This is a genomic window from Clostridium culturomicium (genome assembly GCF_000821305.1).
GTDB lineage: Bacteria > Bacillota > Clostridia > Clostridiales > Clostridiaceae > Clostridium_J > Clostridium_J culturomicium.
In genome coordinates, this window is the sequence record NZ_CCXK01000016.1 from 57,383 (window position 1) to 78,743 (window position 21,361).

At 34.8% G+C, this 21,361-nt stretch carries 13 protein-coding genes, 2 tRNA genes and 3 rRNA genes; 4 read left to right on the forward strand and 14 right to left on the reverse strand.

Going from position 1 to position 21,361, the window contains the following annotated elements; translation table 11 throughout:
- Window positions 1–63 precede the first annotated feature (63 nt).
- Window positions 64–762, reverse strand: coding sequence for a lysophospholipid acyltransferase family protein (locus tag BN1075_RS09730; protein ID WP_040192971.1), 699 nt, complete (start codon window positions 760–762; stop codon window positions 64–66).
- A gap of 177 nt (window positions 763–939) precedes the next feature.
- Here BN1075_RS09730 and BN1075_RS09735 point away from each other — a divergent pair, with 177 nt between their 5' ends.
- Complete coding sequence (locus BN1075_RS09735) at window positions 940–1,896, forward strand: ComEC/Rec2 family competence protein (RefSeq protein ID WP_052406497.1); 957 nt, start codon at window positions 940–942, stop codon at window positions 1,894–1,896.
- A gap of 86 nt (window positions 1,897–1,982) precedes the next feature.
- Here the strand turns inward: BN1075_RS09735 and BN1075_RS09740 are convergent.
- The 6 genes from BN1075_RS09740 to pckA all read right to left on the reverse strand — a co-directional run bounded on the left by BN1075_RS09740 (window position 1,983) and on the right by pckA (window position 9,749).
- Window positions 1,983–2,057, reverse strand: a tRNA-Asn gene (locus BN1075_RS09740).
- 6 nt (window positions 2,058–2,063) lie between these two features.
- Window positions 2,064–2,181 (reverse strand): 5S ribosomal RNA (rrf, locus tag BN1075_RS09745).
- A gap of 184 nt (window positions 2,182–2,365) precedes the next feature.
- Window positions 2,366–5,271, reverse strand: a 23S ribosomal RNA gene (locus BN1075_RS09750).
- Window positions 5,272–5,739: 468 nt separating this feature from the next.
- Window positions 5,740–5,815, reverse strand: a tRNA-Ala gene (locus tag BN1075_RS09755).
- Between the two features lie 98 nt (window positions 5,816–5,913).
- Window positions 5,914–7,422, reverse strand: a 16S ribosomal RNA gene (locus tag BN1075_RS09760).
- The 16S, 23S and 5S rRNA genes sit together here with 2 tRNA genes alongside, the layout of an rRNA operon.
- Window positions 7,423–8,174: 752 nt before the next feature.
- On the reverse strand, window positions 8,175–9,749 hold the full coding sequence (gene pckA, locus BN1075_RS09765) for a phosphoenolpyruvate carboxykinase (ATP) (protein ID WP_042387194.1): 1,575 nt from the start codon (window positions 9,747–9,749) through the stop codon (window positions 8,175–8,177).
- 448 nt (window positions 9,750–10,197) lie between these two features.
- Here pckA and BN1075_RS09770 point away from each other — a divergent pair, with 448 nt between their 5' ends.
- Together BN1075_RS09770 and BN1075_RS09775 are read left to right on the forward strand one after the other, a co-directional pair.
- Window positions 10,198–11,565 carry a Mur ligase family protein gene (locus BN1075_RS09770; RefSeq protein WP_040192973.1) on the forward strand — a complete coding sequence of 456 codons (1,368 nt, stop codon included), beginning with the start codon at window positions 10,198–10,200 and terminating at the stop codon, window positions 11,563–11,565.
- Between the two features lie 15 nt (window positions 11,566–11,580).
- Entirely contained in the window at window positions 11,581–12,306 is a 726-nt protein-coding gene (locus tag BN1075_RS09775) for a type 1 glutamine amidotransferase (protein WP_040192974.1), read from the forward strand.
- 42 nt (window positions 12,307–12,348) lie between these two features.
- Here BN1075_RS09775 and BN1075_RS09780 read toward each other — a convergent pair whose 3' ends face one another.
- The 7 genes from BN1075_RS09780 to BN1075_RS09810 all read right to left on the reverse strand — a co-directional run bounded on the left by BN1075_RS09780 (window position 12,349) and on the right by BN1075_RS09810 (window position 20,182).
- On the reverse strand, window positions 12,349–13,608 hold the full coding sequence (locus BN1075_RS09780) for a helix-turn-helix domain-containing protein (RefSeq protein ID WP_040192975.1): 1,260 nt from the start codon (window positions 13,606–13,608) through the stop codon (window positions 12,349–12,351).
- A 14-nt stretch (window positions 13,609–13,622) separates the two neighbouring features.
- Complete coding sequence (locus BN1075_RS09785) at window positions 13,623–14,936, reverse strand: helix-turn-helix domain-containing protein (RefSeq protein ID WP_040192976.1); 1,314 nt, start codon at window positions 14,934–14,936, stop codon at window positions 13,623–13,625.
- 424 nt (window positions 14,937–15,360) lie between these two features.
- Window positions 15,361–16,287 (reverse strand): ribonuclease H1 domain-containing protein, encoded by a 927-nt coding sequence (locus BN1075_RS09790; RefSeq protein WP_040192977.1) that lies wholly within the window; start codon window positions 16,285–16,287, stop codon window positions 15,361–15,363.
- Window positions 16,288–16,310: 23 nt separating this feature from the next.
- Window positions 16,311–17,363, reverse strand: coding sequence for a YkvA family protein (locus BN1075_RS09795; RefSeq protein ID WP_040192978.1), 1,053 nt, complete (start codon window positions 17,361–17,363; stop codon window positions 16,311–16,313).
- A gap of 162 nt (window positions 17,364–17,525) precedes the next feature.
- Entirely contained in the window at window positions 17,526–17,924 is a 399-nt protein-coding gene (locus BN1075_RS09800; RefSeq protein WP_040192979.1) for a DUF6762 family protein, read from the reverse strand.
- Between the two features lie 234 nt (window positions 17,925–18,158).
- On the reverse strand, window positions 18,159–19,613 hold the full coding sequence (locus BN1075_RS09805) for an aminoacyl-histidine dipeptidase (protein ID WP_407637972.1): 1,455 nt from the start codon (window positions 19,611–19,613) through the stop codon (window positions 18,159–18,161).
- Window positions 19,614–19,630: 17 nt separating this feature from the next.
- A complete protein-coding gene (locus tag BN1075_RS09810) occupies window positions 19,631–20,182 on the reverse strand; it encodes a manganese efflux pump MntP (RefSeq protein ID WP_040192982.1) in 552 nt (183 codons plus the stop codon).
- A 200-nt stretch (window positions 20,183–20,382) separates the two neighbouring features.
- Here BN1075_RS09810 and BN1075_RS09815 point away from each other — a divergent pair, with 200 nt between their 5' ends.
- Window positions 20,383–21,321, forward strand: coding sequence for a magnesium transporter CorA family protein (locus tag BN1075_RS09815; RefSeq protein WP_040192983.1), 939 nt, complete (start codon window positions 20,383–20,385; stop codon window positions 21,319–21,321).
- The last annotated feature ends 40 nt before the right edge of the window (window positions 21,322–21,361 follow it).

The following is a 21,361-nucleotide window of genomic DNA, read 5'->3' on the forward strand; positions in this document are numbered from 1 at the left end:
AAAAGAGCTATAGTTAATTAATTTCTATTAACTATAGCTTTCATTATGCTTTTAGAACATACATTATAAAGCTGACTCAATAATCTTCTGACACATTGATGATAAATCAGCCTTCTCTTCCTTAGTCAAATCCTTTGTGTATATCGGCTTGTGAATAACCATCCTTGCTTTTAAATCACCTTCCGGACCTTCTAAACCCTTGTATGCCCCATCTACTGTTATAGGTATTACAGGTACATTTGCCTTAGTGGCTAATTTTAGGCTGCCCTTTTTAAATTCTGCAGTTTCTCCCCCTCTGTTCCTTGTACCTTCTGGGAAAATAAGCATAGAACGCCCATTTTTTAAGTTTTCTACCCCTTTAAGTATAGCCTTCAAACCTTCTCTTGCATCTTCTCTATCGATATATACGGAGCCTAACTCCTCCATCCAATAAGAAAATACAATAACCTTACTCATTTCCTTCTTAGCCATTGCTCCTATTGTATGATTAACATTTGCCATTATAAGAGGAATATCCAGCATACTTTGATGATTTGCTACATAAAGACATGTTTCTTCAATTAAATTTTCTTTTCCAATAACCTCTATATCCATCTCTGAATACTTTATTGTTCCCTCAGCCCAATTTTTTTCTAGCTTAGTTAAAAATCTTTCTCTTTCCTCTGGAGTTAATTTATTTTTATACAATGGATATATAAATCTCTTTATCCCAATGCAAAACATTATAAAAGAGAATTTTAAAGCATATCTAACTTTTCTCATAATGTCTCTCCCTTCATCCCTTATCTTTCAAATATTAAAAAATATATTCTTTATTTTCACTAATTATTATATCAATAATTTAAATTGTATAGAAGTGAAACTTTATCTTGTAGTAATATTTATTCTTATTTGGTCAATAATTACTTAATAGTACTACCTATTAGAAAGGATATACTTATGAATTTTTTTTATGGATTATCTCGCAGGTTAAATCACAAATATATAAAAATCTGCTCTTTCCTAAAACTTAATCTATCTAAATTAAAACTCAATAAAAATACATTTTTTATTTTAACCCTATTTTTTTCACTATCATCATTTTTCTTAGAAAAGAATTTAATAAATTTCAATTCACATTTCTTAGATAATAAAACCTTTATTCATTTTATTAATGTTGGGCAAGGAGATGCAATACTTATAAATAATGAAAATTATAATATTTTAATAGATAGCGGCTCCAATGACTCCTCTGATTATCTAACCTCATATCTTAAAACTTTTAAAATAAAAAAACTCGATTATATTATCGCAACTCATCCCCATGAAGATCATATAGGTTCCATGGATGATATTATAAATAATTTTCATGTTGATAATCTTATTGCACCCAATATTAGTTCTTCTGATATTGATTTTGTAAATATGGTTAAAGCTTTAAATCATAAAAATCTTAAGATTAATGTTATTGAAGATAGTACGACCATCAATTTATTAAATAATAATTATCTTACTTTTTTATGGTCAGGAAACATTGCTACTGATAACATCAATAATAATTCCTTAGTTGTTAAATATATTAATCAAGATATTTCCTTTTTATTTACTGGAGATATAGAAAAAGAAGTTGAAGCTCAGCTACAATCTATTAATGAGCCTCTCCTTGATAGTGATATCTTAAAGGTGGCCCATCACGGAAGTAACAGTTCTTCAACTTCAAATTTTTTATCTGCTGTCAGTCCTAATATATCTATTATTACTTGTGGCCTAGGAAATAATTACGGACATCCACACAAAAATACCCTCACAAATCTCAGCAACATAAACTCATCAATTTATCGTACTGATATAAATGGAAATATCCTAATGAAAACAGATGGCTATAAACTATGGATTAATACTGAATATGATAATTAAATTATATATAACTGTTTTCATAATAAATATCAAAAAATAAAAAAAGCCTTAGCATTGTAAGACTGTTGCATAGGTATTTAATAAAATGGCTCCGCGAAGAGGATTCGAACCTCCAACCTATCGGTTAACAGCCGAGTGCTCCACCGTTGAGCTATCGCGGAACATTTACCTGGCAACCACTTACCCTCCCACACAGCTTCCCGTGCAGTACTATCGGCCTCTTAATGCTTAACCTTCGTGTTCGGTATGGGAACGGGTGTATCCATTAAGAGCATCATCACCAGATTGTTTTCGTTATAAGCTGCGAATTTCTTCGTCAACTGCGCTCGTTCATTGCTCACTTACCTTAAGTAAGCTCGCTACTTCACTCGCTTGTTTCCTCGAACTTCTTGCTTCTAACTTCAAACTATTAGAAAATATAAAATGTTCTCTCAAAATTACACAGTTAATATTATTTTCGTCAATTTATTAGATCAAGCCCTCGACTTATTAGTATGAGTCAGCTGAACATGTTACCATGCTTACACCCCTCACCTATCAACCTGGTAGTCTTCCAGGAGTCTTACTAACTTACGTTATGGGAAATCTCATCTTAGGGTGGGCTTCACGCTTAGATGCTTTCAGCGTTTATCCCTTCCAGACATAGCTACCCAGCTGTGCCACTGGCGTGACAACTGGTGCACCAGAGGTCTGTCCATCCCGGTCCTCTCGTACTAAGGACAGCTCCCTTCAAATTTCCTACGCCCGCGACGGATAGGGACCGAACTGTCTCACGACGTTCTGAACCCAGCTCGCGTGCCGCTTTAATGGGCGAACAGCCCAACCCTTGGGACCTACTTCAGCCCCAGGATGCGACGAGCCGACATCGAGGTGCCAAACCTCCCCGTCGATGTGGACTCTTGGGGGAGATCAGCCTGTTATCCCCGAGGTAGCTTTTATCCGTTGAGCGATGGCCCTCCCACGAGGTACCACCGGATCACTAAGCCCGACTTTCGTCCCTGCTCGACTTGTAGGTCTCGCAGTCAGGCTCCCTTCTGCCTTTGCACTCTTCGAACGATTTCCGACCGTTCTGAGGGAACCTTTGGGCGCCTCCGTTACTTTTTAGGAGGCGACCGCCCCAGTCAAACTGCCCATCTAGCAATGTCCTGTGACCAGATTCATGGCCTCCAGTTAGAATTCCAGTACTGTCAGGGTGGTATCCCAAGGTTGACTCCACACAACCTGACGGCCATGCTTCTCAGTCTCCCACCTATCCTGTACAGACAATACCGAAACTCAATGCTAAACTACAGTAAAGCTCTACGGGGTCTTTCCGTCCAATCGCGGGTAACCAGCATCTTCACTGGTACTACAATTTCGCCGGATTTGCTGTTGAGACAGTGCCCAAATCATTACGCCATTCGTGCGGGTCGGAACTTACCCGACAAGGAATTTCGCTACCTTAGGACCGTTATAGTTACGGCCGCCGTTTACTGGGGCTTAAGTTCACACCTTCGCTTGCGCTAAGCATTCCCCTTAACCTTCCAGCACCGGGCAGGCGTCAGCCCCTATACATCAGCTTTCGCTTTAGCAGAGACCTGTGTTTTTGCTAAACAGTTGCTTGGGCCTATTCTCTGCGACCTACTTACGTAGGCACCCCTTCTCCCGAAGTTACGGGGTCAATTTGCCGAGTTCCTTAACAGCAGTTCTTCCGATGGTCTTAGGATTCTCTCCTCACCTACCTGTGTCGGTTTGCGGTACGGGCACTTGCTTCCTCCATAGAGGCTTTTCTTGGCAGCGTGGAATCAGTTACTTCACCCCGTAGGGCTTCCCCATCACACCTCAGATTCGGCTAGCGGATTTTCCTACTAGCTACTCCTAAATGCTTAGACATACATCCAATAGTATGCACAACCTATCCTCCTGCGTCACCCCGTTTGTAATAACGTCTGCAAGTGGTACGGGAATATCAACCCGTTGTCCATCACCTACGCCTTTCGGCCTCGGCTTAGGTCCCGACTAACCCTGAGAGGACGAGCCTTCCTCAGGAAACCTTAGGTTTTCGACCGCAAGGATTCTCACCTTGCTCTCGCTACTTATGCCAACATTCTCACTTCTGCATCGTCCACCGCTCCTTACGGTACGACTTCAGCCAATGCAGAAAGCTCCTCTACCACGTGTACATAGTACACATCCATAGCTTCGGTGGTAAGTTTTAGCCCCGGACATCTTCGGCGCGGGATCTCTTGACTAGTGAGCTATTACGCACTCTTTAAATGAGTGGCTGCTTCTAAGCCAACATCCTAGTTGTCTTAGAAATCCCACATCCTTTACCACTTAACTTACACTTTGGGACCTTAGCTGATGGTCTGGGCTGTTTCCCTTTTGACTACGGATCTTATCATTCGCAGTCTGACTGCCGGAATACAAGTATATGGCATTCGGAGTTTGATAAGGTTCGGTAAGCGCTATGCCCCCTAGCCTATTCAGTGCTCTACCTCCATTACTCAATTAACCGACGCTAGCCCTAAAGCTATTTCGAGGAGAACCAGCTATCTCCGAGTTCGATTGGAATTTCTCCGCTATCCACAGCTCATCCCATGGTTTTTCAACACCAACGTGGTTCGGACCTCCACGACATTTTACTGTCGCTTCATCCTGGCCATGGATAGGTCACCCGGTTTCGGGTCTACGACATGCAACTATGCGCCCTATTCAGACTCGGTTTCCCTTCGGCTCCGTACCTTAAGTACTTAACCTCGCTACATATCGTAACTCGTTGGCTCGTTCTACAAAAAGCACGTCGTCACACATATAAAGTGCTTCGACCGGTTGTAGGCACACGGTTTCAGGTTCTATTTCACTCCCCTTCCGGGGTTCTTTTCACCTTTCCCTCACGGTACTTCTTCACTATCGGTCACTAGGTAGTATTTAGCCTTGGGAGGTGGTCCTCCCTGCTTCCCACAAGGTTTCACGTGTCTCGTGGTACTCTGGATCAAAACTCGATGACCTCCATTTTCGCCTACGGGCCTATTACCCTCTGCGGAGCAGCTTTCCAGCTGTCTTCGGCTAATTCCTGTCATCTTTTATGTTTTGTCCGCAACCCCTAAGTCAAAGACTTAGGTTTGGGCTCTTTCCCTTTCGCTCGCCGCTACTCAGGAAATCGATTTTTCTTTCTCTTCCTCCGGGTACTTAGATGTTTCAGTTCCCCGGGTTTACCTCCGCATACCTATTTATTCAGTATACGGTACATAGTGTTGACTATGTAGGTTTCCCCATTCGGAAATCTCTGGATCACTGGCTATTTGCGCCTACCCAAAGCTTATCGCAGCTTATCACGTCCTTCATCGGCTCCTAGTGCCAAGGCATTCACCATGCGCCCTTTGTAGCTTGACCTATCTTTACTACGATATAAGCTTCGAATTTCTGCATCAGCTTCAGTTGCTCATTGCTCACTTACCCTAAAGTAAGCTCGCCGCTTCGCGCCTTCGCTTCCTTGAACTTCTCGCTTCTATCTTCGTAATCTTGTTCTTTCATGATTTTAGCGATAAAATCACGATAAAACTATTAATTCTACAAAGAATTCATTAAAATTCTTGACGAAATTGCTTCTTTAAATTAATTTAAAGGTTTAACAATATATTTCACTGTGTAATTTTCAAAGAACATTTAAATTGTCTATAAGCGGCGCATTTCTGCGTCAGTTTCACTTACTCATTGTTCACCTACCATAGTAGGCTCACTGCTTCGCTCGTTCACTTCCTTGAACTGCTTGCTTCTATCCAATTTATAATTTGCTATAACTTTCACATTGCTGCTCGGTTCTATCAAATTTATTAATTTGAGAACAATTTCTCAAATCTATGGTGGAGATAAAGAGATTCGAACTCTTGACCCCCTGCGTGCAAGGCAGGTGCTCTCCCAACTGAGCTATACCCCCATATTATATTATTCACTTGAGAGATAATCTCTCAAAATTAAACAGAGTAATAAGTACCAGTAATGTCATAAGGGATTAACCTTATGTCGACTCCCTAGAAAGGAGGTGATCCAGCCGCAGGTTCTCCTACGGCTACCTTGTTACGACTTCACCCCAATCACTAATCCCACCTTCGGCCGCTGGCTCCTTGCGGTTACCTCACGGACTTCGGGTGTTACCAGCTCTCATGGTGTGACGGGCGGTGTGTACAAGGCCCGGGAACGTATTCACCGCGACATGCTGATTCGCGATTACTAGCAACTCCGGCTTCATGCAGTCGAGTTTCAGACTGCAATCCGAACTGGGATGAATTTTATAGTTTGGCTCCACCTCGCGGTATTGCATCTATTTGTATTCACCATTGTAGCACGTGTGTAGCCCTAGACATAAGGGGCATGATGATTTGACGTCATCCCCACCTTCCTCCACGTTAACCGTGGCAGTCTCACTAGAGTGCTCAACTTAATGGTAGCAACTAATGATAAGGGTTGCGCTCGTTGCGGGACTTAACCCAACATCTCACGACACGAGCTGACGACAACCATGCACCACCTGTCTTCCTGCCCCGAAGGGCTTCCCCGATTAAGGGTAATTCAGGAGATGTCAAGTCTAGGTAAGGTTCTTCGCGTTGCTTCGAATTAAACCACATGCTCCGCTGCTTGTGCGGGCCCCCGTCAATTCCTTTGAGTTTTAATCTTGCGATCGTACTTCCCAGGCGGAATACTTATTGTGTTAACTGCGGCACAGAAGGAGTCGATACCTCCTACACCTAGTATTCATCGTTTACGGCGTGGACTACCAGGGTATCTAATCCTGTTTGCTCCCCACGCTTTCATGCCTCAGCGTCAGTTACGGTCCAGAAAGCCGCCTTCGCCACTGGTGTTCTTCCTAATCTCTACGCATTTCACCGCTACACTAGGAATTCCGCTTTCCTCTCCCGCACTCTAGATGTCCAGTTTGAAATGCAGCACCCAAGTTGAGCCCGGGTATTTCACATCTCACTTAAACATCCGCCTACGCATCCTTTACGCCCAGTAAATCCGGACAACGCTTGCCACCTACGTATTACCGCGGCTGCTGGCACGTAGTTAGCCGTGGCTTCCTCCACGGGTACCGTCATTATCGTCCCCGTAAACAGAACTTTACAACCCTAAGGCCTTCTTCATTCACGCGGCGTTGCTGCGTCAGGGTTTCCCCCATTGCGCAATATTCCCCACTGCTGCCTCCCGTAGGAGTCTGGACCGTGTCTCAGTTCCAATGTGGCCGATCACCCTCTCAGGTCGGCTACGCATCGTCGCCTTGGTGAGCCGTTACCTCACCAACTAGCTAATGCGCCGCGGGTCCATCTTGTAGCGGATTGCTCCTTTGATCTTTCTACCATGCGATAAAAAGATGTTATGCGGTATTAATCTTCCTTTCGGAAGGCTATCCCCCTCTACAAGGCAGGTTACCCACGTGTTACTCACCCGTCCGCCGCTAATCCATCCCGAAGGATTTCATCGCTCGACTTGCATGTGTTAGGCACGCCGCCAGCGTTCGTCCTGAGCCAGGATCAAACTCTCAATTTAAAAAGTTTGAGCTGCGCTCTAATTGTTTCGCTGACTTGTTAAAGTCATTTATTGATAGATTATCTCTATCGAAATTAACTGGTTTTACCTTTATTTCTCTGTTTAATTTTCAAAGATCATCTTCTTTGTTTCATCGCTTACTCCCGACGACTTTTACTATTTTACCAGACATTTTCACATCTGTCAACAACTTTTTTAAACTTTTTAAGTTAATTTTCAATTCCTTGATTTAGTCAATTGAAGCTAAATGAAACTCTAAATTTCCGATTTACTTTTTCCAACTTACTCTTCAATCACTCATCCTAGTGAATGCGAGAAGGAATTTCCTTTACTTATTAAGTTTACTGTTGTTTCGCCGCATCTCTCAGCGACAAGACATATCTTATCACGGCTTGTATAACTTTCATTTTATTCAACTTCAATTATAATAAAATTAAACTATTAATTTCATTGATTTTCTTTATTTTTCTAACTAATTCTTATATAGATACACCAGGCTCACTTGATGTAATGAATATTGATTTTCTTCATTCTAACAGCCATCTATTAACTTTAGACCTCATTATTTTGTCCTTATTTCTCTAATTAGGAAGATAAAAATATATTCTCGTTCTCTTCACCTCACCATCTAGCAAACTTAAATACTAATGCATAGTAAAAAGGAACCCCTTATATTGAAAGGATTCCTTTTTAATCTATGGTTTAGTTTGGGGTTGGCAATTAAATTTTTTTCTAGGACCTCTTTGCAAGTATCAATTATTGTTTTTTCTTCCTGGAGCTGCTCCAAGGATCTCATCACTTACGCCCTCGAATTTTTTAAAGTTCATATGAAACTGCTCAATTAATTCCTTCGCCTTTTTATCATATGCTTCTTTATCACTCCATGTATTCCTTGGATTTAGTATTTCACTTGGAACACCCTTTATTTCTTTTGGTACAAAAACATTAAAATTTTCATCTTTTTCAAATTCAGTATTTTTAAGTTCTCCCTCAATAGCAGCATTTACCATAGCTCTTGTATAGGACAGATTCATTCTCTTCCCTACACCATACTCTCCACCTGACCATCCTGTGTTAACCAAATATACTTCAGTATTATTTGAACTGATTTTTTCCCCTAATAACTTTGCATAAACCTCAGGCTTCATCAGCATGAATGGTTCTCCAAAACAAGCTGAAAATGTAGCTTTTGGTTTTGTTATTCCTCTTTCTGTACCAGCTAGCTTACTTGTATATCCTGACATAAAATGATACATGGCTGCTTCCTTAGACAATTTAGATATAGGCGGTATTACTCCAAAAGCATCTGCTGTTAAAAATATTATTGTCTCTGGGTTACCACCAACTCCACTTTCCTCTACATTTTCTATATATTCAAGGGGATAAGCACCTCTAGTATTTTCGGTTAAAGAGTCATCATCAAACATAGGTCTGTTACATTCATCTAAAACAACATTTTCTAATAAAGCTCCAAATTTTAATGCATTATATATTTCAGCTTCTTTTTCTTTATCAAGTTTAATTGTTTTTGCATAACATCCACCTTCGAAATTAAATACACCTTTATCACACCACCCATGTTCATCATCTCCAATTAACTTTCTTTCTGGATCAGCTGACAAAGTTGTTTTACCAGTGCCTGAAAGCCCAAAGAATACGGCAGTATCACCAGACTTCCCTATATTAGCTGAACAGTGCATTGGAAATACGCCCTTTTGCGGCAATAAAAAGTTCATTATTGAAAATACGGATTTTTTTATCTCACCTGAGTATTGCGTACCTCCGATTAAAACTATTTTCTTTTCAAAGTTTATTATTATAAAAGCTTCTGAGTTGATTCCATCTTCATAACCTTTAGCTTTAAATCCTGGTGCTGCAATAACAGTAAACTCTGGAGTAAAATCTTTTAACTCTTCCTCAGAATATCTTCTAAACAACTGTGTTGCCATTAAAGCTTCAGACGCATACTCATTTATAACTTCAATGTTCATACTATATTCTTTGAGTGCTCCAACATATCCATCAAACACATATATTTTTTTATCTTTCAAATAACTTTTTACTTGTTCATATAATCTATCAAACACAACTTCTTCTATAGGTAAGTTAACTTCTCCCCAGTTAATTAATTCATTAACACTTTCTTGCCTTACTATGAATCTATCTTTAGGTGACCTTCCAGTATATTTACCTGTATTTACAACTAAAGCCCCACTCTCTGCTAAAGTTCCCTCTCCATTTCTAACAGCTTCAGCAATCAAAGCAGCCGGCTTTAAATTTCTATAAAACTTGTCCTCTCGGTGTTTTCCTAAACATTGTAAGTCCATCACACTATCCCCCCGCATTTATATTGTATATCACATATATACTGTTTACTCTTATATATTACTACATTATTATTCTTTTTCAATAGCATTTATGAATATTTTTATTTTATTTTACACATTTATTTCTCCATAATAATATTATTTTCTACACTTCTAAACCAAATTGCTCAGTTTATGATACACTTTTAGCTTTTCTGCAAATTACGACTAAAATTTTTATAAAAATCTTTAATACTACTAATTTTTATTTGAGTTTTCAAATTATCAATGTTCAAGCTGAAATAACCAAATTTATATGCTATAATATTTAATTGAATATTGACCTTTTATTCAGGTATTTAAATGTGATTATTAACGAAGCCAGCAATCATAGTATTATTATCACTTAAGTCTTCATTAATATTTTCATGAAAAAGTGTCAATTATTACTTTATAAGACATAAAGGATGTGTTTAAAATTAAAATCAATTCATTTATTGCTATAATAGCTTCTAAAACCGTATTAAAACTTAGTACAATTTTATTTAAAGGCGGATCAAATTTTCCTGGTAAAATCGCACTAGCATTAGATAAAAACATATTATCTACAGTTACTAAGGGATATAAAGTAATACTAGTTACTGGTACTAACGGAAAAACCACTACAACAAGTATGATTTATAATATCCTAAAAAAAGATGGTAAAAAGGTATTTACCAATAACACAGGTGCAAATATGAACACAGGTATAGTTTCTTCTTTTGTATCCTTCTATAAGTTTGGTAAGAATAATGAAGAAAAATTTGCTGTCATCGAAGTTGATGAAGCTTATCTTCAAATAATTACAGAAAATATAAAACCTGAAATAATAACAGTAACTAATTTATTCAGAGATCAGCTTGATAGATATGGTGAAGTTCATACAACCTACACTAAAATATTAGAAGGTATCGTTAAAACTCCTAAAACAACCTTAGTTTTAAATGGAGATGAATCACTACTTGGTAAAGTCGATTTAGAAAACCCTACAGTATATTATGGCTTTGATACTCCAATCAAGAGTGATACTGTTTTAAGCGTTAATGCAGATAGTAAATTCTGCAAGTTCTGCAAAAACCCATATAGCTATGAGTTTATAACCTATAATCATTTAGGAAAATACTTTTGTGAACATTGCGGTTACAGCAGACCAAACTTAAAATATAAGGTTGAAAACATAATTTCTCTTACTCCATCCGGATCAGAAGTTACTATCAACAACGAAGACTTCTATATAAACCAATCCGGTGAATATAACATATACAATGGCTTATGCGCCCTTGCTGTCACAAAAGAATTAGGAGTTAGTTCAGATCCAATAAAAACTTCTTTAAGTAATCAAGAAAGCAGCTTTGGAAGACAAGAAGTCATTGATATTAACGGTAAAGAAGTTAAAATAATTTTGGTTAAAAATCCTGCAGGATACAACCAGGCTATTAACACAATAATGCTTAACTTAAACGAAAGCACTCCAATAAACTTAGCTCTAATGCTTAATGATAATTATGCTGATGGAACTGACGTATCTTGGATCTGGGACGTAGACTTTGAGCAGTTATCAAAACTAGATATTAAATCAACCATTATTGGCGGAATTAGACTTTATGATATGGCTATAAGGCTAAAAACAGCACAGATTCAAGAGGAAACTTTTAAGATGTGCGAAACAGATGAGGAACTTTTAAACAACTTAATAAACGCTCCTCAAGAATCAACCTATGTATTAGTAACTTATACTGCTATGCTTAACCTTCGAAAGCTATTACATAGCAAAGGTTATATAAATAAAATTTGGTAAGATTGAGGTGTTTTTATGGAAATTAATATATGTCACTTATATCCTGATTTATTAAATGTTTATGGAGATATTGGAAACATCTTAATCCTTAAACAAAGAGCTGAAAAACGTGGAATTAAGGTTAACGTTATAAACGTATCAATGAATGACAATTTTTCTTCAAATGATTACGATATAGTATTCTTCGGAGGCGGTCAAGACTACGAACAATCTATAGTGTCTACAGATTTAGTAGAAAATAAGAAAGATGAAATAATAAATTATATTGAAGGCGGAAAGGTATTTTTATGCATCTGCGGAGGATATCAGCTTCTTGGAAAAACCTATGCGACTTCTACTGGTGAAGTTCTTGAAGGTCTTGGAGTTTTAGATATTTATACTGAAGCTTCTAAGGATAGACTAATCGGAAATTCCATCATATACAACGAGGAATTTGATGAAACCTATGTTGGCTTCGAAAATCACTCAGGTAAAACTTACATTGGTAACTTAAAACCTCTGGGAACAGTTAAATACGGCTATGGAAATAATGGTACCGATAAAAAAGAAGGATGTATATACAAAAATACCTTCTGTACATATTTCCACGGAAGTCTATTATCGAAAAATCCAGAGCTTGCGGACAGATTATTAACCTTAGCTCTTCAAAACAAATATGGTGAAGTTAATCTTCAGCCTTTAGATGATTCCTTTGAAGAAAAAGCTAAAGAGCATATTATAAAAAGATTCATTAAAGAATAATAAAAAAGAGTATGTACTTCTATTCGTACATACTCTTTTTTATTAAATCATTGATTTTTCAATTTTAAATGCCAAGTCAAAATATCTAATAGCATCCTTTACTTGTCCCATTTTATGATACATTTTTCCTATCTTCATGTACCTTTTGCATATATCATTTTTACTTCCATATTTCAAAAGTGCATCCAAGGATAACATTATATACGACTCTGCCATAATATAATTATCTTGTTTTTCTAATATTGTAGCTTTATAAAAATACCCTCTATCCATTCCTGGAATTAGATTTAGTTCTATCGAAATGTCTAATACTTCTTCTATATACTTCAATGCTTCATCATAATAATTACATTTAATTAGTATCTCTACACCATTTATTAGAAAATCACAAAGATGCTCTTTATTAATTCTAGGATACTCATTCAATGATTTAATTAAGTATGTTATTCCACTATTCTTCATGTCATTAAATATCATAGCTTCAGCAATGTCAAAATAAGCTGCAGCTCTTTTATCAAGCATTTCCCCGTATCTATTAAGGGATTCCTCTATGTAATAATTAACCTTATCACCCTTCAAATAAATTTCCATTATGGCTAATACCTTATATATTTCAGCATTAATAAATTCATCATTATTGAAATGCAATACTTCTTTTAAATCTTCAGTAACCTCTATGGCCTTTTCAAGATTACCACTTTGAATATATATAACAGCGTGATTATATGTAGCTTTTATATACTCAATGGATTCTTTTAAATTTAATTCATCAAGTTTTCTTCTTACTGTAGAAATATAACTCCCAGCCTGTGAGTACTCTTTATTTGAATATAAGTATTTAGCAATATACATATAATAATTAGTATGTAATATTTCATCCTTTGACTTTTGACAAGCATTGTAATATCTAGGAATTGTGGTACTCAATTCCGATGTCATACCATGATTTAAATAATATTCAAATAAAATTTGAAATAACTTACACGTAAGATCATGGTATTCATATTTTTCAGCATAATCTACATTATGAAGAATTTCATCTAAAGCAATTACCTCATTGTTAGAACTAAACTTTTCAATATTCTCTTCTATTTGCTGTCTAACTCCATGTTTTAGATATGCCATGTCCAAACCTAGTTTTTCAACTATTATTTCTAAAATCCAATCTTCTGGTTCAACCTTATTATTTTCAATACAGCTCATTTTAGAAACCGAAATTTTATCTTCACAGATATCTTTTAATGTTAATCCTTTATATATTCTAGTTCTTTTGATTTTTTCTCCGGCTGATAATATCTCCATACTTATCCCTCTCTTTAAAAATCACTAAATTTGCTTGTATTACTCAAAAGATTTACACCCATGTCTAAATACTTTCCAGCCTCTTCTTCTTTCCCTAAATCCAGATAGAACTTTCCTAAAGTTATGGCCACTTCAGCTCCCTCGCTTACGCATCCAACATCTACAATGTAATCCAATGTATTTAATAATGTGGATTCTGCTGACTCATATTTTTTCTCCAGCAGTTCAACTTTATATTTTAAAATATTATATTTACAAATCAATGTATAATCAGCTTTATCTATATACTGAATGTTTTCTTCTATTTGTTCTAAGATTTTTTTTGCATTAGTGTCATCTTTAAGCTTTATATAATTCATACAAACAAGAATCAATGAATTTACAACTGCATCCTTTAAAACAATCTCATTCAATCCTTCAGTATCTGAAAGATACTCAAATGACTTATTTATTTCACCATATTCAGAAAACAATGAACCCATTCCGCTTCTCAACTCTGACATTTGACGTCTTTGTTCTCTATACAAGAAAAAGCTTAAACTTTTTTGTGTGTATTCAATAGCTTGACTTAAATTCCCCTCTTGGAATCTTTTATTTGCAACTTCCAAGAAAGTTTCTCCATAGTGTGATAATGATTTACTCTTATTCAGCTTTTCTTCAGCATTTTTCATATACTCTATAGCTTTAGAGTCTACCCCCATCTTACTCAGGGTTTTACTTATATAATAATAAACTTGTCCAATTAATATTTCATTATATACATCACTTTCTTCAAAAACTTTTTCAGCTTGTTGAAAGTAGCTGTAAGCTGAATGATATGCTCCCAGCTTTAATGTTATTTTTCCAAGTAATATGAATATTCGGATTACTTCATTACTATAGTTAAACTTAACATAAATATTATTTGCAGAAAGTAATAATTCTTGTGCTTCATCATATTGTTTTCTTTTTTCACATATTAATGCTTTTAAGTATAAATTTCGAGCCATTCTAATCTCTAAATTATATTTTTCTATGTATGATGTTGAGTCTTCTAGTGCTTTATAGCCCTGTTCTAAATGACCATTTAATATACAAGCCTCAGCAATATTTTCATAGTATGTACATATCTTATTTGCTTGAGTTTCCTCTGTCTCCATTAAATGTTCAACAGATACCTTTAGTGTACTTGCTAAGTATTCTAGTAAGTCCATACTTGGATTAGACTTACCTGACTCTATTAAACTTATTTGACCAGCAGTTATTCTATCTCCAGCTAGATTTTTAAGTGTTAAATCAAGTTCCTTTCTTCTTTGTTTAATTTTTTCCCCTAAAGATAAGATCTCCATAAATTCATCCTCTTCTCTGCGAAATGCTTTTATATCTATCTATATATAAAAAATTTTATCTATTATATTCTACCATAAATCAACATAATACACAAAACGAAATATTTGAATATTTCTTAATTATATTAAAAACAAATAAAAAAATAGCTAGAGTTTTCTCTAGCTATCTAATTAAAGATATAGCACTTTCTATATATTCTTCTGCTTGGTCTTGAAACCTTCTTACTTTTTTCATCATTCTTCTTCTTTCCCTTGGGTTCATCTTAGGCATAAAATAGTTTACCCCAAAAACGAGTGCCCCAAGAAAAATTATAAATTTATATATGCTTTTCATATCAACACATCCCTTCTTACACTATAGTAATATGATGTGCAATTTCTAAATAAATATCCTTTAATATAGATTTTAATAAGATAAACATCACTAAATCAGCTTTAATATAATTTGAGTTTGAATATCCTTTTTAAGAGACTTAACAAATTTTGCTTTTTCTTTGTCCTTTAATTTCTTTATTCGCCCAATTGCTTCCTCAATTTCATCTATGCTTTCGTCTTTACAATTTTCAGCTTCTTCACTTAAGAAATCAATAGCAGCAGCATCCTCACAAAGCACATTATTAATGTTCTTCTTTACTATTTTGCCGAGTATTTTCTTCACCTCAGCATTTGAAACCTTAATAGCAGTCGTACCTATAGCTTTATCCACAACACTAGTAAAGGATACTTCAGCGCCAAGTTTTGCTAATTCATCAGCAATATCATTAAATAAATCATCCGTATGACTATCAACCTTTACAAAAGTAATTTTAATTTTTCCTTCTTGCATAAAGCCCTGCATTAATTCATAATACTTAGCGGATAAATCATTATTTCTTTCCCATGAACCCACCGCATGGTTACATACACCAGCATAATCATAAAAAAGTACAACATGGTCATACCCCATTTCAATGGAGTGCTTAACGCCTTCTACTGCAGCTTTAAGCTCACCATTAACCTGTCTTTGATTACACTCTTTATCCTGTCCTCCTCCAAAGTCAGCATAAATAACCTCATCCTTTAATATCACTGCAACTCCATAGCCAAATCTCTCTGTTGCTATATTATAACTTCCATCTACATATATATGAGGTATATTTTCAGGATATTTATCCTCACCTTTTTTCAAAGCATTTCCACTGCTTAAATAAGCTTTTGCTTCAGCCTCACTAAGAAAACTTTTATAAACAGCTCCTTTTACACCTTTAACATAGGCTAGGCATTCATTCCAGCTTGTAACAATAATATTATTAACACTTTCACCCGTTCTTAAATTTTCACCTTTTTTTATCGCATAATATTTAGCTGCCATAATTACTCTCCATCATAATAAATTTACTTAATAAAAAAGTTTGTAGTTTTTTTCATTGCAATTCTAACGCAATCCACAACCTTCTTAATTTCTTTTGCTCCAAATCTGTCATTAAATAAAGACATAGCTTCTCTAGATAATTCAATGATATTTGCGTCACCTTCCCAGTTTTCTAATACTACTTCTTCTGGTATATCACATAATATCTTTTGTAAAATATAAAACACAATAGCAATATCATCAATTTTTCCTACAAAAGGTATTACATCAGGAATTATATCCAATGGAAACATTAAATATCCTAAAGCAATGGATATGTTAGTTTTTATTTCCTTTGCAACTCTTTGATCCTTATATAGTCTAAATAAAAGAGCCGTTATATCAGGAATTAAAACTACATAAGAATAATACTTTTTATTTTTATCAGAAAATCTATTTTTAAGTTCTTTTCTAAACCTTCTATAGGTATACTCTTTTTCCTCAAGGTCTTTATTCTCTTCTATTACACAACTTACCGTTTCCACACTAGAAACAGTTTCTTTTTTATTATCTTCTTCATTGGCAGCTGCTTCAATACCTTCTTTTTTCACACCTACATCTTGGGTAGCTTGTCCTTTATCGCTATGAAAGTTAAAATCTCCAACCTCAGCTTCTAATCCAAAAGGAATAACCTTTAAGCTTTTCAAGCTGAAATCAACCATAGGAATTACTTTACATAGTTTATCAAAATGTACACTTATTACATCTTTCTCAAACGCAATTCCATATTCTTCAACCTTTGAGCTAATGATTTTCAATGCAGTATTTATTATTCCCTTAAATATCTTTAAACTTTTCACATTTATTTTTTCAATAGAAAGATATAAAGTATTGTTTTCAACACTTTTTATAGATATTTCAATATTAAAAGGTATGGATACCTTATATTTATAACTTCCTGACACACTTATTTTTTCATCAATTAATATTTTATCTATTTTTAATCCATCAACATGGACATATTCAGTCAACACATCTGAAACTATACTATTTAAGTCCTTCTCTGTAATGACAACCTTTATATTTGATATATTCATTTTATTCCCCCCGAATCTTCAACAAGCATCTAAATAGATGCTTAGATTTATCCACAATATCCTGAAAAACAAAAGGATATACTTACATTATACATTATATCTGTAAACAGTACATCCTTTAATTATTTATGTAATTAGGCTATCCAGCCTGCTGTGGGAAGCTTACTTATACTCTTCTTCTTTGCCTTCTATATCCTTAAATACCTTTTCCATTGCATCTGCAATAACTGAACATATATCATTTAATCTTTTTGCAAACACATTGTGATTTTCATCGAAATCAAACGTAACTATCCATGTTGGATTAAATTCCTCATCATATACTTCTATAGATGTTACTAATCCCTTAAATGCATCCTCATCAAACAAATCATAAATTGCAGAGAACTCCCAATCTTCAACCTCTTTATTTGTATCAAAATACAAATTTACTTTTTCTCCATCATAATATAACTTTGTAATATATTCTGCTCCATCATGAACTTCATAACTTCCTAGTTCCTTAACTAAAAAATTTGTTTCCTTTTCTCTTTCCATTAAAACTACTGCTGAAAAATCCATATATCTATTAACATCCTTCCTTAGTAAATCCATTGATTCAGTATACTATTATATTCTCTCGTATACCACTTTGTATACTTCTCAATATTTCAAATGTTTTCCCCTATAACTATAGTTTAAATAAAACTTCATATAAGGACATCATCTCATTATTAAAGTATACTCTACTCATTTAAAATATTCAACTTAATGAATAAACCCCTGATAGAATAACTATCAGGGGTAACTCTTAAATTATTTCACTTCTGCTAAAACATTTAGAAGATACTCATACATTCTTTCTACTGAAGATATGCTAACCTTCTCTTCTGGTGTATGAACATCAAACATATTTGGACCAAAGGAAATTTGATCTAATTCTCCATTAAATTTATCTCCAATTAATCCACACTCTAAGCCAGCATGAATAGCTGAAATTTCAGCTTTTTTACCAAATGTTTTTTCATATACATCCATAAATATATCTCTTATTTTAGAATCTGCTTTATAAGCCCATTCTGGGTAATCAGATTCTAGCTCAATTGAAGCTCCAAGCATTTCAGCAAGAACTATCATTTGATCTTTTATAGATTTTTTAAGTGATGCAACAGAACTTCTTACTGCATTATCCATCTCAACTGAATCAGCATTTGTTGTTACAACCCCTAAGTTAGTTGAGCTTTGAACTAATCCTGAAACTGCCATGCTCATAGTTTGAACTCCATTTGGTATCATAAATACAGCTCTAAGTACATTTAATTTTGTGTCTTCAGTAAATACCTTAGCCACAGCTTCTGTACTTTCAACTGTAAGATTTAATTCGTCATCAATTCCTTGAAGTTCATTTTTAAATATCATATCCCATTCAGCTATTTTAGCTTCTACTTTTGCTATTTCTTCAGCTTTAACTAAAATAACAGCATCAGCTTCTCTAGGAATAGCATTCATTTTAGCTCCTCCATTTAATGAAGCTAATTTGAAATCAACTACTGAGTTAAGATCCATTAAGAATCTTCCCATCATCTTATTAGAGTTTCCTCTTTCTTTGTTAATTTCCATTCCTGAGTGTCCGCCCTTTAAGCCTCTTATCTTAACTGCAAGAGCTTTACAATTACCATTAACCTCTTCTAGCTCTACAGGCACTGAAATTCTAGCTCTAACACCTCCAGCACAGCTAACTAAAAGTACACCTTCTTCTTCAGAATCTATGTTAATTAATATTCTTCCTTTTAGATGATCTGGATTTAAAGCTAAAGCTCCACCCATACCTGTTTCCTCTTCAGTTGTAATCAATACTTCTAAAGCAGGGTGCTTCACATCATCTCTATCTAATATTGATAAAGCAAATGCTACTGCTATTCCGTTATCAGCTCCTAATGTTGTACCATTTGCTCTGACAAAATCTCCATCAATTATAAATTCTATAGGATCTTTCTCAAAATCATGGTTTGTTCCTTGATTCTTCTCACAAACCATATCCATGTGTCCTTGTAAAATAACAGTTGGTGCTGACTCGTATCCCTTTGAAGCTGGCTTCTTTATTATTACGTTAAGAGCCTCATCTTGAATTACTTCAAGGTTACGGTCTTTTGCAAATTTAACTAACCAGTCGCTAACTGCTTTTTCATTTCCTGAACCTCTAGGTATTTTGTTCATCTCCTTGAAAAAGTTAAATACCTCAACGCTTTTTAAATCTTTTAGTGTTTCTATCATATTACTCATCCTTTCTAAAAGAAAATCATCTTAATTCCAAATAAAATCAAGATTATTCCTCCAATATAATCACCATATTTTCCAACCACATTAATTTTCCCTAAGAATTTTGCCAAAATAAACGCTATTAAGCTCATTATCATGGTGACAATCCCTACAATCGCTGTGGCTAATCCAAGAGTAGCTAAACTACTGATAGATGAAAATGTAATAAACCCAACAACAATAGCATCAATACTCACAGAAATCCCTAGTACAAAATACATTTTAAAAGACAGAATAAAGTTATCATCTTTCTCCTCCATTCCTTCCTTTATCATAAGTATTCCAACTATAGCAATTACTATTCCTCCTAAAAGCGAAGGTACAGCTGCTACATTTTCTGTAAATAACTTTCCTCCTACTCCTCCTATAAAAGAGCATAAAAATTGAAAAAATCCAAAAGAAAGAGCAAACGCAAATTTCTTTGCCACTGTTGCTTTATCATTTATACCAATTGCAATAGCAACTCCAAAGGCATCTAAGGAAACTGCTAGGGCAATAAGCAGCAATTCTTCAATGGTCATAATAACCTCCAATCATATTAATGTACCTTTTTCTTAAATATTTTAATTAAGACATTAATATTATAATTATGATAATGCAAAATTATGATTGAAAATTAAATTATTCCACAATTATAATTATTACTTTTAAACATATAGTTGTCAATTAAAAATATAATGATAAAATATATTCATGGACTTAAATTTACGAGGTGATACCATTGATTACAATTTATAGAAGTAATGCTGACGGCATTCTGGAAAATATCGACTCAATTGAACAAGGATCCTGGATTAATATGGTTGACCCTTCCAAAGAGGAAATATTATTAATCTCACAACGTCTTAACATTCCTCAAGACTTCATTCCTGCAGCTCTTGACGAAGAAGAAGGCTCTAGAATAGAATTTGAAGATAACGCTACTTTAGTAATAGTTGACATACCATTTACAGAAATAGACGACAACTCCCTTACATATGATACATATCCTTTAGCTATTATATATACAGAGAATATCATAATTACTGTATGCTTAAAAAACAGTCCAGTTTTACTTGATTTTGCTCATGAAAAAGTACCATCTTTTTATACTTTTAAAAAGGTACGATTTATGCTTCAGATTTTATATAGAATTTCTAATTACTATCTGCTTTATTTAAGACAAATAAATAAAAAAAGCTTGTTAATAGAAAAAACACTTTATAAGTCCCTAAGAAATAGAGAACTTATTCAGCTATTTGCATTGCAAAAGTCCTTAGTATATTTCTCTACTTCACTAAAATCAAACGACTTAACCTTAGAAAAGCTTTTAAAGCAAGAAATTCTAACAAAATACGATGAAGATAGAGATATCCTAGAAGATGTTATAATCGAAAATAAACAAGCAATTGAAATGTGTAGTATTTATGATAACGTCCTTCAAGGAACAATGAATGTTTTCGCTTCAATAATCTCAAACAATCAAAACCAGGTTATGAAGTATCTTACCTCTGTTACAATCGTAATCTCAATTCCTACATTAATTTCAGGTATGCTTGGGATGAACGTAGGTGGAATTCCTTTCTTCGACCATCCAAATGGATTCTTTAATATGTGCCTTATAGTTACACTCATAACAATAGGTGCAATAATGTATTTAAGCAAAAAAGATATGTTTTAAACTTAAGGCTATGGATAAAAACTTTATCCATAGCCTTTTT